This is a genomic window from Microbispora bryophytorum, assembly GCF_043197435.1.
GTDB lineage: Bacteria > Actinomycetota > Actinomycetes > Streptosporangiales > Streptosporangiaceae > Microbispora > Microbispora bryophytorum.
This window is the reverse complement of record NZ_JBICTF010000012.1, coordinates 72,476-86,009: the sequence shown is the minus strand read 5'-3', so window position 1 is coordinate 86,009 and position 13,534 is coordinate 72,476. Positions and strand designations below refer to the sequence as shown.

Here is a 13,534-nt window from a genome sequence, read left to right as displayed (position 1 = left end):
TATATAGGACGCATACGTCCGATTAACGGACAAGCGCTCCCAAGGGACCGGCAGAGGAGGCGTCATGCCGTACTACCGGGTGGTCGGGCAGGTGCCGCGCAAGCGCCACGTGCAGTTCCGCGCGCCCGACGGCGGGCTGTACAAGGAGGAGCTCATGGGAGAGGAGGGCTTCTCCTCCGACTCCTCGCTGCTCTACCACCGTCACGCGCCGACCGCCATCGTCAAGGCCGAGGCCGTGGACGCGGGAGCGCCCGGCCTCACGCCCAACCTGCCGCTGTCCCCGCGCCATTTCCGCACCCGGGACCTGACGCCCGACGGCGACCTGGTCTCCGGTCGGATGCCGCTCGCGGGCAACTCCGACGTCCGCATCTCGTACGCCGCGACGGACGCGCCCAGCGAGCTGTACCGCGACTCGATGGGCGACCAGTGCGTCTACATCGCGCGCGGCCGGGCCAGGTTCGAGTCGGCGTACGGCGCGCTGGACGTGGCCGAGGGCGACTACGTCGTCATCCCGACCGGGACGATCCACCGGTGGGTGCCCGAGGGCCCGGTGACCGCGCTGGTGATCGAGGCGGCCGGGCACATCAGGCCGCCCAAGCGCTACCTGTCCCGGTTCGGCCAGTTCCTGGAGCACGCGCCGTACTGCGAGCGCGACCTGCGCGCGCCGGCCGAGCCGCTGCTCGTGGACGGCGAGGAGGTCCCGGTCCTGGTCAGGACGCGGGGCGGGCTGACCCGGCTGACCTACGCCCACCATCCCTTCGACGTGGTGGGCTGGGACGGCTGCCTCTACCCGTACGCGTTCAACATCCAGGACTTCGAGCCGATCGTGAAGCGGACCCACGCGCCGCCGCCGGTCCACCAGACCTTCGAGGGGCCGGGCTTCGTCGTCTGCTCGTTCTGCCCCCGGCCGCTGGACTTCCACCCGGAGGCCGTGCCGATCCCGTACAACCACCACAACGTGGACTCCGACGAGTTCATGTTCTACGTGGGCGGCGACTACACCGCCAGGAAGGGGTCGGGCATCGACGTCGGCTCGATCTCGCTCCACCCGGCCGGCTTCACGCACGGCCCGCAGCCGGGCGCGGTGGAGGCCGCCGTCGAGGCCGTGCGCCAGGGGCACACCGAGACGACCGAGATGGCCGTCATGATCGACACGTTCCGCCCGCTCGACCTCGGCCAGGCCGCCCTGGCCTGCGAGGACACCGGCTACGCGTGGACGTGGGCGCGATGAGCTTCGGGCTCGGCAACCTGCCGTACGGCGTGTTCTCCCGGCCCGGAGAGCCCCGCAGGGTCGGCGTCCGGGTCGGGGACCAGGTCCTCGACCTGGCCGCCGCCCTCGGCGGGGACGTCTACGCGGCGCCCAGCCTCAACCCGCTGCTGGCCCTGGGCCGTGCGGCCTGGCAGGAGACGCGGGCGCGGGCGCGGGAGGCGGCGGCCACGGGCGACCACCTGATCCCGCTGGCGGAGGTGACCCCGCACCTGCCGATCGAGGTGGCCGACTACGTCGACTTCTACGCCTCGTTCGAGCACGCGTCGAACCTCGGGCGGATGTTCCGGCCGGACGACGAGCCGCTGAAGCCCAACTGGCGGCACCTGCCCGTCGGCTACCACGGGCGGGCGGGCACCGTCGTCGTCTCGGGAACGCCGATCAGGCGGCCGTGCGGGCAGCGGCCGTCGTTCGGCCCGTCGCGCAAGCTCGACATCGAGGCGGAGGTCGGCTTCGTCGTCGGAGTGCCAACCCGGCTCGGCGAGCGCGCCGGCGCGTTCGAGGACCACGTCTTCGGGGTGGCGCTCGTCAACGACTGGAGCGCCCGCGACATCCAGGCGTGGGAGTACGTCCCGCTCGGTCCGTTCCTGGGCAAGTCGTTCGCCACCTCGATGTCGGCGTGGATCACGCCGCTCGACGCCCTGGAGGAGGCCAGGGTCGAGGGCCGGTCGCAGGAGCCGGAGCCGCTCGCCTACCTCCGCCGGCAGGCGCCCTGGGGTCTCGACCTCACCCTGCACGTCGAGCTGAACGGCGAGACGGTCTCGACGCCGTCGTTCCGCGACATGTACTGGACGCCCGACCAGATGCTCGCCCACCTGACCGTGAACGGCGCCTCGCTGCGCACGGGCGACCTGTTCGCGAGCGGGACGGTGTCGTCGGTCGGGCAGCCGGGCTCGCTCATCGAGCTGACCTGGAACGGCGCATATCCGGTCAAACTGCCCGGCGAGACCCGGACCTTCCTGGAGGACGGCGACACCGTCACGATCAGCGCGTGGACCTCGCACGGCGTCAGCCTCGGCGAGGTGTCGGGGAAGATCCTTCCGGCGACTTAGCGTATTTCTGTCGTCACCCATCGCTATCTTTGGTGCCCGTGACGCCACGCACCCCGCCTCCCGCCGCCCGCACCCTGCTCGCCGGGCTGCTCGCCGGGCCGCTCGCGGTGCTTCTCGTGGCCTGTTCCGCGCTCGTCGCGGGCTGCGCCGTACGCGTGCCGCCCGCGCCGCGCATCACGATCACCCCGGCCTCCGGCGCGGTGGCGGTCGCGCCCGAGGCGGGGTTGGTCGTCAGGGCGGAGGGCGGCAGGCTGACCAGTGTGCTGGCGTTCGCAGGACGCGACCCGGTGCCCGGCGCCTTCGATCCGGCGCACACCGTGTGGCGGTCGTCGTGGACGCTGCGCCCCGGCACGCAGTATGTCGTCAACGCGGTCGCGACCGGGTCCCAGAGCGTCACCGCCCAGGTCGCGGCCCGGTTCCACACGCTCACCCCGCGCCATGAGCTCGCCGTCGTCTCGGTCGTCCCGTCCGACGGGGAGACCGTCGGGATCGGCATGCCGATCGTCGTGACGTTCACCAGACCGGTCGAGGACCGCGCGGCGGTCGAGCGCGCGCTGGAGGTCCGGGGCCCGGCCGAGGGCGCGTGGCACTGGGCGAGCTCCACCCAGGTCGTCTACCGGCCGCGGAAGTGGTGGCCGACCGGCGGCGAGGTGCGCGTCACCGCCCATCTCGCCGGCGTCCGCGCCGCCCCCGGCACGTACGGCGCCGCCGACCGGAGCGTGGCCTTCACCGTGGGACGGGCCATGATCAGCTCGGTCGACGCCCGCACCCACCAGATGGTGGTGCGGCAGGACGGCAGGGTGGTCCAGCGCATGCCGATCAGCGCCGGCATGGCGACCACCAGGGAATACACGACCACGAGCGGAATCCACCTGACGATGGACAGGGGCAACCCGGTCCGCATGGTCTCGCCCGGCCGCGACAAGGGCGACCCCGGCTACTACGACAAACTCATCGACTACGCCGTGCGGATCTCCAACAGCGGCGAGTACGTCCACGCGCTGGACAACGTGTGGGCGCAGGGCCGCGTCAACGTCAGCCACGGCTGCGTGAACGTCGGCCCCGACCAGGCGCGGTGGTTCTACGAGCATGCGCTGCGCGGCGATCCCGTCATCGTCACCGGCACCACGCGTGACCTGGAGTGGAACAACGGCTGGGGCTACTGGCAGCTCTCCTGGCCCCGCTGGCTGGCCGGCAGCGCCCTCCGGCAGGACGGCGCCGAGACCCCTTCCACCGCCTCTTGACAGAGACGGTGGCGTTCGAGTCAGCATCCTGCATTACGGTCGAGGCATGGCAGTAGCAATCGATCTGACCCTTTACTGCGAGAACGCGCGGCTCCTCGCCGAGTTCTGGAAGACGGCGCTCGGCTACGTCGACGAGATCCCGGCGGCCCGGCACGCGACCAGTGAGGAGTCGCTCGCGCGGTTCGGCCTGCCGGCCGGCGGCGCCGAGGACGACGGAGCCTGCCTCTGCGACCCCGAGGGGGCCGGCCCCCGGTTCTCCATCGTCCGGGTCCCCGAGCGGAAGACGGCGGAAAACCGGCTCCACATCGACGTGCGCGTGCCGGGAGACGGCACGGCCGCCGACCGGTGGGAGCGGATCAGGACGGAGGCCGCCCGGCTGGTGCGGGCCGGCGGCACGATCCTGGAGGCGTTCGACGACCACATCCTGATGGCCGACCCCGAGGGCAACGAGTTCCGCGTCACCGCTTCCCCTGGGTGAGGCCCCGGGTTCCCTGAGTAAGGCCCGCCTCTGGGACAACGCGACCTAACGCGTTAGGTTTGAGGAGGAACCCCACCCGAGCGGTGTTCGTTCCTCCTATGGAGGCGGCAATGGACCCCTGGATCATTTGGCTCATCCTGGCGGCGGCACTGGGCGTGGCAGAGATCTTCACGCTGACCGCTTCATTGGGGCTGCTGTCCATCGCGGCCCTGCTCACGACCGCCGTCGCGGCCGTCGGGCTGCCGCCCGCGCTCCAGCTCGCCGTGTTCGTCATCGCCTCCGCCGCCGGCCTCGCCGGGGTGCGCCCGATCGCGCTCCGGCACATCAAGCAGCCGCCGCCGAAACGCTTCGGCGTGTCCGCCCTCGTCGGCAAGTCCGCCTACGTGACCAGGGAGGTCACCGGCAGGGAAGGCCGGGTGCAGATCGGCAGCGAGGAGTGGTCGGCACGTGCCTACGACGAGACGCTCGTGATCCCGCCGGGGGCCACGGTCGATGTCATAGAGATCGAGGGCGCCACCGCCCTCGTATATCCCCGGGAGTGAGCAATGGACGCTGCACTGATCGCCGGAATCGTCATCGCGTTCGTCGCGATCCTGACGGTGCTGCGAGCGGTCCGGATCGTGCCCCAGGCGAGAGCCGGCAACGTCGAGCGCCTGGGCAGGTACTACCGCACGCTTGGCCCCGGCCTGAACTTCGTCATCCCCTACATCGACCGGGTCCGCCCGCTACTGGACCTGCGCGAGCAGGTGGTGTCGTTCAAACCGCAGCCGGTCATCACCGAGGACAACCTCGTCGTGGACATCGACACGGTGCTGTATTTCCAGGTCACCGATCCCCGGGCGGCGGAGTACGAGATCGCCAACTTCATCCAGGGTGTCGAGCAGCTCACCGTGACGACGCTGCGCAACGTGGTCGGCGGCATGGACCTGGAGAAGACGCTCACCTCTCGTGACATGATCAACAGCCAGCTGCGCGGCGTGCTGGACGAGGCGACCGGCAAGTGGGGCATCCGGGTCAACCGGGTCGAGATCAAGGCGATCGACCCGCCGAAGACCATCAAGGACGCCATGGAGAAGCAGATGCGCGCCGAGCGGGACAAGCGCGCGGCGATCCTCACGGCCGAGGGCCAGCGGCAGTCGCAGATCCTCACGGCCGAAGGTGACAAGCAGAGCGCGATCCTGCGTGCCGAGGGCGAGCGGACCTCCCAGATCCTCAAGGCCCAGGGTCAGTCGCAGGCGATCGACGAGGTGTTCCAGGCCGTGCACCGCAACGACCCCGACCCCAAGCTGCTCGCCTACCAGTACCTCCAGGTGCTGCCCCAGCTCGCCCAGGGTCAGGGCAACACGATGTGGGTGATCCCGAGCGAGGTCACCTCGGCGCTCGGCACGCTGTCGAAGGCGTTCACCGAGTCGCTGCCCGCGAGCCGGGCCACCGTGACGGACGGCAGGGAGCACGAGCGGAGGACGGCGCGCGACGAGGCGGTCGCCGAGGCCGAGCGCGCCGCCGCCGAGGCCAAGGCGGCGGCCGAGGACAGCGAGCTGGGACCGCGCCAGATCGAAGCCTCCCGCCCCGTCCTCGGTGCGGACGTCCCCAACCCCGACCCGGCCCACGCCGTACGCCCGGACGAGCGGCCGTAGCCCGGCGTCAGACCCCGGCGTTCAGACCCCGGCGTTCAGACCATGGCCAGGTAGGCGGCGAGCTCCTCCACCGAGGAGGTGGAGATCCCGACGTGGCCGTCCGGCCGTACGAGGGTGTGCCGCTCGCCGCCGTACGGCCCGGCCGGCGCGTACGCCCGCACCTCGGGACCGCCGGGGACGCGCGGAGCGGGGCCGGGGGACAGCAGGGTGAAGTGCGGGCCCCGCAGCAGGTCGAACATGCGGGCCCGCGTCCCGTCCGCCAGCGGCAGCGGGCCGTCCGGCACCCGGTCGCCGCCGCGCCGGGCGAGCGAGCCGCCCCGGTAGCTCAGCGAGAGCTGGTAGGTGTCCTCGCCACGTTTGTAGGACTTCCTGTCGGCGAGATCCACGCTGAGGCCGAGCACCCCGGCGGCGACGGGCCTGCGCTCCTCCTCGTAGGTGTCGAGCAGCGCCTCCGGCGCCCCCGCGAGCACCCGGGCGAGCTTCCAGCCCAGGTTGTAGGCGTCCTGGACGCCGGTGTTGAGCCCCTGCCCGCCCGCCGGCGGGTGCACGTGGGCGGCGTCCCCGGCCAGGAAGACCCGGCCGGACCGGTAGCGGTCGGCGAGGCGGATGTTCACCCGGTAGAGGGAGGACCAGAGCAGCTCGGTCAGGCGCACCCGGCGCAGCATGGACCTCTCAGCGAGAATCCGCTGATATCCGGACAACGTCTGCTCCGGTGTGACCCCCGGCTTCAGCGAGGCGAGCATCTGGAAGGTGTCGGTGCCGGCCATCGGATAGAGCGCCACCATTCCCCTGCCCGGCCGCACCCAGACGTGGATGTGGTCCCGGTCGAGCCCCTCGGCCCGTACGTCGCCGAGGGCCATCCGCTCCTCCTCGCGGGTCTCGCCGGCGAAGCCGATGCCGAGGGCCTTGCGCACCTGGCTCCTGCCGCCGTCCGCCGCGACCAGGTAACGCGCCCGCAGGCTCTGTCCCGTGCCGAGCCTGGCGGTCACCCCGTCCGCGTCCTGCTCGAAGCCGGTCAGCGCGCTGCTCTGCTCCACCTTCCCGCCCAGCCCGGCCAGGCGCTCGCGCAGCACCGCCTCCGTGCGCCACTGCGGGTGCATCAGCACCGTCGGGTACGGCACCGCGTCCGTGGCCGCGGCGGTCCTGTGCATGCGGGCCTGCCAGATCGGCACGGCGCCGATCCTGACCCGCAGCGGCGGGTAGGGCGTCGCCGCCGCCAGGATCGGGCCGATCACCCCGAGGTCGTCGAAGACCTCCTGCGAACGCGGTTGCAGGCCCTTGCCCTTGGAGCCGGCCGCGGGCTCGGGCGCCTGGTCGACGATGCGGAAGGCGACGCCCCGGCGGGCCAGGTCCACGGCGAGGGTGAGCCCGGTCGGCCCGGCCCCGGCGATCAGTACATCCGTGTTCTCATGCATGCCCCGACCGTGACAGGCCGCTCTGCCAAACCTCTGTCAGGCGCCTGTCATGCCCCGCCGCGGCGATCGCCGGCCAAATCCCGTGACGACTGTCATCGCGATAAGTGAGCGGTGAGCTGACGGGTACCCGATCAGGGGGACCACTGCTGCTGGACACGTGAGGGGAAGGCTGTGACCTGGTGTGTGGGCATCTGCGTGAAGGGTGGGCGGCTCCCCGCCGCTTCGCCGGGGCGAGGTGCGCGCACCGGTGCCTGACCGGTCGAGCGGCGGGGTCCCCGCGGACGGGACGCCCGGCAGGCACGGGCAGATGGGTGCCGACCCCCGCCGCTGGAAGGCGCTGACCGTCTGCCTGATCGCCGGTTTCGTCACATGGTTGGACATCAGCATCGTCAACGTGGCGCTGCCCTCCATCCGCGTCGCGCTGGACGCCCCGCCGAGCGCCCTGCAGTGGGTGGTGTCGGGATACGCGTTCGCCTTCGGGCTGCTGCTGGTGCCCGCCGGGCGATTCGGCGACACGCACGGCCGGCGCAACGTGTTTCTCTTCGGCGCGGCCCTGTTCGCCCTGGCCAGCGCCGCCGCCGGAGCAGCCCCCGAGTCGAGTTGGCTGATCACGGCGCGGGTCGTGCAGGGGGCGGCAGCGGGGGTGATCGCTCCGCAGGTCACCGGCCTGATCCAGCAGCTGTTCCAGGGGGCGGAGCGCGGCCGGGCGTTCGGCCTGCTGGGTGCCACGATGAGCATCTCCACCGCGGTCGGCCCGTTGCTCGGCGGCCTGCTCATCCAGTTCAGCGGTCAGCGTGAGGGGTGGCGCCACGTCCTGCACGTCAGCATTCCGATCAGCCTGATCGCCATGATCTTGGCGTACCGGTACATCCCCGGCCGGCCGGCCGGGAAGCGCCAGCGGCAGCGGCAGCGGCAGCGGGAAAGCATGGATCCTGTGGGAGTGCTGCTCCTGGCCGCCGGCGTCCTGCTGCTGATCCTTCCGCTCGTGGAGGGGCGCGCATGGCCGGGACAGGGCAAGTGGCTGCTGATACTGGCCGGGGCCGTCGTGCTCACCGGTTTCGTGGGCTGGGAGCACTGGTACGGCAAGCGCCGCGACCCGATCGTCGATCTTTCCTTGTTCCGCCGGGGCTCGTACGCCCTCGGAACCTTGCTCGCGCTGCTCTACTTCGGCGGATTCACCGCGATCTTCTTCATCATCACCCAGTACCTCCAGGAGGGCTTGCACTATTCCGCTCTGCGGGCGGGCTGGGTGAGCGCGGCATTCGCGCTGGGATCGGCGCTCAGCGCCGCCCTGGGCGGCCGGGTCGTCGTCCGGTTCGGCCGCCCGCTGGTCGTGTTCGGGCTGGTGCTGGTCACACTCGGGCTGGGCGCCACCGAACCCGCCACGCGGCTGGTCTCCGGCCAGAACGCGGCCTGGGCGATCGCGGCGCCGTTGTTCGTCGCCGGGGTGGGCAACGGCCTGATCGTCTCGCCCAACCAGACGCTGACCCTGTCGGCGGTGCCCGTCGCCGAGGCCGGGGTCGCCGGCGGCATGTTGCAGATGGGACAGCGCATCGGTGCCTCCGTCGGTATCGCGGCGGTGGGCTCGGCTCATGGCATCTATGCGGCGTCGTTTCAGCAAGCGCTGCTGGTCAACATCATGTTCGTGCTGGCCGCCCTGGCCGCCGGGGTCGCCGACGTGTTCGTCGAGCGTCGCGCCGTCCGGCGGCCCGGATGAAGCATGTGGGCCGGGCGGCCGAGGACGTGAATTACCGAACGGACCGTTGACCGGACAGGGATTGTCCGCCTATCCGACCGGTCCATAGCGTCGTGAATATGTCGTCTCGTCGCTCGACGGTCCGCGGTGGACGTCCATGATGGGTAGCCAGGCGTTGGATGAACAGCCGACTCTGATCGAGAGGGCACGGCGGATCGCGCTGCTGCTCGCCCGCATCGGCCTGGGCACCGTCTTCATCGCGAACGGATGGGAGAAGTTCGCGATGTCGGGCATCGGCGGCACGGCCGCGTTTTTCGCATCGCAGGGCGTGCCTGTTCCCTGGGTGTCGGCCGTGGTGATCGCGACCTTGGAGCTGGCCGGAGGCGTGGCACTGGTGCTCGGGCTGCTGCTGCCGGTGGTCGGTACGCTGCTCACGCTCGACATGCTGGGAGCGATCGTCTTCGTCCACGGCAGCAAGGGCTTCTTCATCGCCGACGACGGCGTCGAGTTCGTCCTGAGCCTCGCGGCGGCCAGCCTCGCCATCGCCTTCAGCGGAGGAGGCGCCCTCGCCGCCGACAACCTGTGGCAGGGCCGCAGGGCGAAGGCCGTGGAACACAGGTCGTGATGACGCCCGCATGACGCTGCCGAGCTTGATCACACCGGGTCGTGTCAGGCACTCCCCAGGGCGCGGGTGACGCGGTCGGCGAACCTGGCGTAGCGGGCGAGTTCGTCCCTGGTGGGCGCGATGATCAGCTCCCCGGCCACCTCTTCGATGCCGGCGCGCGACGCCTTGGCGGCTCTGCGCGCCCTGCGCCGCCCGCCGATCCAGGCGAACACCCGGCACAGCGCGGCGATCAGCACTCCCGCCAGCGCGCCGCCCAGCAGGAGCACGGTCGGCCACGGCGCCCGGCCGACCGTGGGGGTGGGCAACTCGGGCAGCATGAGGTAGTTCAGCGCGAAGCGCACGAGCAGCCAGATCGCGCCCGCGGCCATCGCCGCGACGGTCAGCCACTGCGCGGTCCCCGCCACGCGCCACCACCGAGGGGCTCTGGAGACGCCGCCGGAGGTGGCCGCGGCGACAGTGCGGTCCAGGGCGTCGGTCAGCTCCCCCGACCGCGACCGTGCCGCGTGCCGTACGGCGGTCGCCCACGGCTCGGGCACCGAGGCCGAGGCGGCGGCTCCGACGTCGCGCAGGGCGGTGTCGACGGCCGAGACCTGCACGGCGGTGGCCGCGGGCAGCGAGGAACGGGCGCCCTTGGCCAGGTGGAGACGGCGCAGCGGATCGGGCCGCAGCCTGCGCAGCCAGCGCGTCACCGGCCAGCCCGTCGCGGCGATCGAGCGGTGCCGGTGCGACTTCGCGACCGCCTCGACCGCGGCAGGCACCCCGGCCGCCTGTGCCAGCGCCCGCGTCAGCGCCCTGTTCGCGGCGACCTCCGGCACCGCCACCTGCCCCGGCGGGGGCGGTGCGGCGACCGGCAGGCTCTCCCGGGTCCGAGCGTCCGGAGGGCGAGCGTCCGGGAGCAGGGTGTCGGCGGGGCGGGCGTCCGGGGGCAGGCTCTCACGGGGCCGGGTGGCGGGGGGCAGGGCGTCCGGGGGGCGGGTGTCGGCCCAGAGCGCGGCGGCGGCCGAGGCCACGTCGGCGGCGAGCCGCGACGACCACGCGCGGCGGCGGGAGACCTGACGGTCGAGCAGCGCCCGCAGTTCGGGGACGCCCTCGCCGGTGCGGGCGGAGATCCCGAGCACCGGCACCCCTTCGAGCCCGCCGGCCGCCAGCAGGCCGCGCAGGTCGTCGAGGCAGCGCTTGACGGACCGCTCCGGCAGCCGGTCCACCTGGTTGAGCACGACGACCATGACGTCCCGGTGCCGGGCGAGCGGGCGCAGGTAGCGCTCGTGCACGGCCGCGTCGGCGTACTTCTGCGGATCGAGCACCCAGACCAGCAGGTCGACCGCGGCGACCAGGCGGTCGACCTCCCTGCGGTGGGGCAGCTCGATGGAGTCGTGGTCGGGCAGGTCCAGCAGGATCAGCCCGGACGCGTCGCCCTCGACCGTGTGCCGCAACGGGACGTCGAGCCAGTCGAGCAGCGGTCCAGAGCCGCCGGCGCCCCACAGGGCCGCCTGCGCCTTGGCGGTCGTCGGCCGGGTCACCCCCACTGCCGCCAGCTCGGTCCCGGACAGGGCGTTGAACAGCGACGACTTGCCGCTCCCCGTCGCCCCGGCGAGGGCGACCGCGGTGTGCTCCACCGACAGGCCGCGCCGTGCGCCGGCCCGGGCGACCACGGCGCGGGCGTGGTCCACGGCCTCCTGGCCGAGCCGGCCCTCCGCCAGGTCCGCGGCCTCCGCGAGCGCCTCCAGCCGGTCGTCCAGCGGCACCTCCGCCTTCCTGCGCGGGAGCTTCACAGGACGCCCCTCTCCCGTACGGCCTTGTCGGCCTCCCGCAGCCGGGCCGCCGTCTCCGGAGCCGGGCCCAGCCCCTCCAGCAGGGAGGTGAAGCGGGCGCGTTCCTCGTCGAGCAGCGCGCGGACGCGCCGCCGCAGGTCCTCACGCGCGTCCTGGGTCAGCGTGCGTACGGCCTGGTCGCCGAAGACGGCTTCGAGCAGCTTCTGGCTGAGCACGCCGGTGCCGCCGGCGATGCCCAGCTCGATGCCGGTGATCCCGCCGGTCGTGGAGAACACCGCCAACATGATCAGCACGCCGAGGCTGTTCACGCCGAACGACGCCGCCCGCGCGAGCGTGCGCCGGTCGGCGCCCTCGGAGCGGACGAGGTCGAGCACGTGCCCCTGCCAGGCGCGTACGGCCACGCCTGCCCGGGCGGGCAGATCGGCGGACGCGCGGCCGAGCCGCCCGGAGACGGCGACGCCGGACTTCTCCAGCAGGTCGCGCCCGGCGGGCAGGGCCAGCCACGCCTCGACGGCACGCTCCGCGGCGGCGTCGGCGGTGGCGCGGATCAGCGACTCCACCCCGCTCTCCAGCGCGACCCGCAGCTCCCTGTCGGGCGCCGGGCGGCCGCGGAGGGCGGCGGCGAGGCGGTCGCGCAGCCAGCCGATGCGGGACTCCAGGGCCCGCATGAGGTCGCCGGTGCCGACGAAGTCCTGCCAGCGGGCCAGCACCTCGCCGCGCAGCAGCCTGCCGTCGCGCATCCCCTCGTCGAACGCCGACATCGCCACGTCGTACGCCCTGCCCGCGATGTCGCGCAGCTCGTCGATCCCCGCCCGCTGGCGCTCCACCCGGTCGGCCAGGTCGGGCACCCGGGTGCCGAGGCTGTCCAGGGCGCCGGACAGGGTGCGCCGTACGACCTCGGCCCGCGCCTTGGCGTCCACGGACAGGTCGGCGAGCCAGGTCGCGATCGGCTGCACGACGTGGCCGGGCAGCCGGGCACGCTCCGACGGCAGCTCCAGCTCGGGGACGGCGAACAGCGGTGTGCCGCCCAGGCCGTTCTCCCTCAGGAGGCGGGTCAGGTCGGCGGCCACGGGTTCGCGTGCCTCGTCCGGGACCCTCTGCAGGATCACCGCGAGCGCCGTGCTCCGCTCCCGGGCCAGGCGCAGGAAACTCCACGGCACCTCGTCGGCGTACCGCGCGGCGGTCGTGACGAACAGCCACAGGTCGGCCGCGGCGAGCAGCTGCGCGGCCAGCTCGCGGTTGGCCGTGACGATTGAGTCGATGTCGGGGGCGTCGAGCAGCGCCAGCCCGGGCGGCAGGGCGTCCACGGGGGCGATCCGCAGGGTGCCGGGCTCGCCGCGTCCCCCGCCGGCCGCCCCGCCGGTCACCCTTGCCAGCCCGGGCAGGATCGTGGTGGAGGTGAACCAGGCGGTGTCGTCCGGGCTGCACACCAGGGTCGGCGCGAGCGTGGTGGGCCGCAGCACCCCGGGCTCGGTCACGAGCATGCCGGCCAGCGAGTTGACCAGGGTGGACTTGCCGGCCCCGGTGGACCCGCCGACCACGGCGAGCAGCGGCGCGTCGATGGCCGACAGGCGGGGCAGCAGGTAGTCGTCGAGCTGCCCGCGCAGCTCCGCCAGGACGCGCCGGTCGGCCGCGGCGTCCCCGACCTCCAGGGGGAACAGGTCCTGATCGAGGTGACGCCGCAGGCTCTCCAGAGCGGACCGCAACCTGTCGCTCCCCGCCATGCTTCCGACCTTCCCTGAGGAAGGCCGACGAATCCGCCGCCCCGCCCTCAGGCGGCGGGAGTGGGCGCGGAGTTCGGCGCGGGCAGCAGCACCTTGCACTTGTCGTACGCCTTGGCCGCCTTCGGGTCCGCCGTCGCCGGATCGCGGCGCACCCGCCCGTCCGCGGGCAGCTCGGCGCCGTTGTCCTTCATGCAGGTGCGGAACGCCTGCATGGCCTGCGGATCGGCGCCGCGCCGGCCGCCGAACCCGCCCCTGCCGCCTTGCGGCATCAGGGAGCGGCACGCCTCGAACGCCTTGCTCATGGCGGGGTCCATCGACCGGAACCCGCCGAAGCCTCCGCTCGGTCTGGCCGTCGGTCGTGCTGTCGGCCTGTCCGTGGGCCTGTCCGTCGGCCTGTCCGTGGGCCTGCCGCCGGGCCTTCCCCAAGGCCGCCCGCTCGGCAGCGTGACGCCGTTCTTGCGCAGGCACTCGGTGAACGCGGCCTGGGGCCCGGCGCTCGAACCGCCGCCGGCGGCGGCCTGCGTCGTGGTCGTGGTCGTGGCGGCGGTGTCGTCACCCCCGCCGCAGCCGGTCACCGTGACCGCCAGGACCGCCGCGGCGGCCGCGATGGACAGGTATCGCAAG

Annotated in this window: 12 protein-coding genes; 8 read left to right on the top strand and 4 right to left on the bottom strand. The window is 72.9% G+C overall.

Annotation, left to right across the window (positions count from 1 at the left end; all coding sequences use genetic code 11):
• The first annotated feature begins 64 nt into the window (after positions 1-64).
• The 6 genes from ACGFIB_RS32145 to ACGFIB_RS32120 all read left to right on the top strand — a co-directional run bounded on the left by ACGFIB_RS32145 (position 65) and on the right by ACGFIB_RS32120 (position 5,678).
• Positions 65-1,231: a homogentisate 1,2-dioxygenase gene (locus tag ACGFIB_RS32145; protein WP_393376847.1), complete on the top strand. Its 1,167-nt coding sequence runs from the start codon at positions 65-67 to the stop codon at positions 1,229-1,231.
• Positions 1,228-2,319, top strand: coding sequence for a fumarylacetoacetase (gene fahA / locus ACGFIB_RS32140; protein ID WP_393376845.1), 1,092 nt, complete (start codon positions 1,228-1,230; stop codon positions 2,317-2,319). Before ACGFIB_RS32145 ends, fahA begins: the two co-directional genes overlap by 4 nt.
• Before the next feature lie 38 nt (positions 2,320-2,357).
• Positions 2,358-3,563 (top strand): L,D-transpeptidase, encoded by a 1,206-nt coding sequence (locus ACGFIB_RS32135; protein WP_393376843.1) that lies wholly within the window; start codon positions 2,358-2,360, stop codon positions 3,561-3,563.
• A 46-nt stretch (positions 3,564-3,609) separates the two neighbouring features.
• Positions 3,610-4,041 carry a VOC family protein gene (locus ACGFIB_RS32130; protein WP_142574957.1) on the top strand — a complete coding sequence of 144 codons (432 nt, stop codon included), beginning with the start codon at positions 3,610-3,612 and terminating at the stop codon, positions 4,039-4,041.
• 110 nt (positions 4,042-4,151) lie between these two features.
• The gene (locus ACGFIB_RS32125; RefSeq protein WP_142574958.1) at positions 4,152-4,583 is read left to right on the top strand and encodes an NfeD family protein; all 432 of its coding nucleotides are present in this window, start codon (positions 4,152-4,154) and stop codon (positions 4,581-4,583) included.
• A gap of 3 nt (positions 4,584-4,586) precedes the next feature.
• Positions 4,587-5,678 (top strand): SPFH domain-containing protein, encoded by a 1,092-nt coding sequence (locus ACGFIB_RS32120; RefSeq protein ID WP_142574959.1) that lies wholly within the window; start codon positions 4,587-4,589, stop codon positions 5,676-5,678.
• 35 nt (positions 5,679-5,713) lie between these two features.
• Here the strand turns inward: ACGFIB_RS32120 and ACGFIB_RS32115 are convergent, their stop codons facing one another.
• Positions 5,714-7,093: an FAD-dependent monooxygenase gene (locus ACGFIB_RS32115; RefSeq protein WP_357263322.1), complete on the bottom strand. Its 1,380-nt coding sequence runs from the start codon at positions 7,091-7,093 to the stop codon at positions 5,714-5,716.
• 247 nt (positions 7,094-7,340) lie between these two features.
• On the opposite strand from ACGFIB_RS32115, the gene ACGFIB_RS32110 reads away from it, so the two are divergent.
• Entirely contained in the window at positions 7,341-8,810 is a 1,470-nt protein-coding gene (locus ACGFIB_RS32110; RefSeq protein WP_393376840.1) for an MFS transporter, read from the top strand.
• Positions 8,811-8,946: 136 nt separating this feature from the next.
• Positions 8,947-9,414, top strand: a complete 468-nt coding sequence (locus tag ACGFIB_RS32105; protein WP_223854278.1) for a DoxX family protein — start codon at positions 8,947-8,949, stop codon at positions 9,412-9,414.
• Between the two features lie 44 nt (positions 9,415-9,458).
• Here ACGFIB_RS32105 and ACGFIB_RS32100 read toward each other — a convergent pair whose 3' ends face one another.
• Genes ACGFIB_RS32100 through ACGFIB_RS32090 form a run of 3 tightly spaced genes read right to left on the bottom strand, consistent with a single transcriptional unit; the run spans position 9,459 to position 13,533 of the window.
• Positions 9,459-11,186, bottom strand: coding sequence for a GTPase (locus ACGFIB_RS32100; protein WP_393376838.1), 1,728 nt, complete (start codon positions 11,184-11,186; stop codon positions 9,459-9,461).
• Complete coding sequence (locus ACGFIB_RS32095; RefSeq protein ID WP_393376837.1) at positions 11,183-12,910, bottom strand: ABC transporter; 1,728 nt, start codon at positions 12,908-12,910, stop codon at positions 11,183-11,185. Before ACGFIB_RS32095 ends, ACGFIB_RS32100 begins: the two co-directional genes overlap by 4 nt.
• Before the next feature lie 47 nt (positions 12,911-12,957).
• Positions 12,958-13,533: a PT domain-containing protein gene (locus tag ACGFIB_RS32090; RefSeq protein ID WP_393376835.1), complete on the bottom strand. Its 576-nt coding sequence runs from the start codon at positions 13,531-13,533 to the stop codon at positions 12,958-12,960.
• Position 13,534 lies beyond the last annotated feature (1 nt).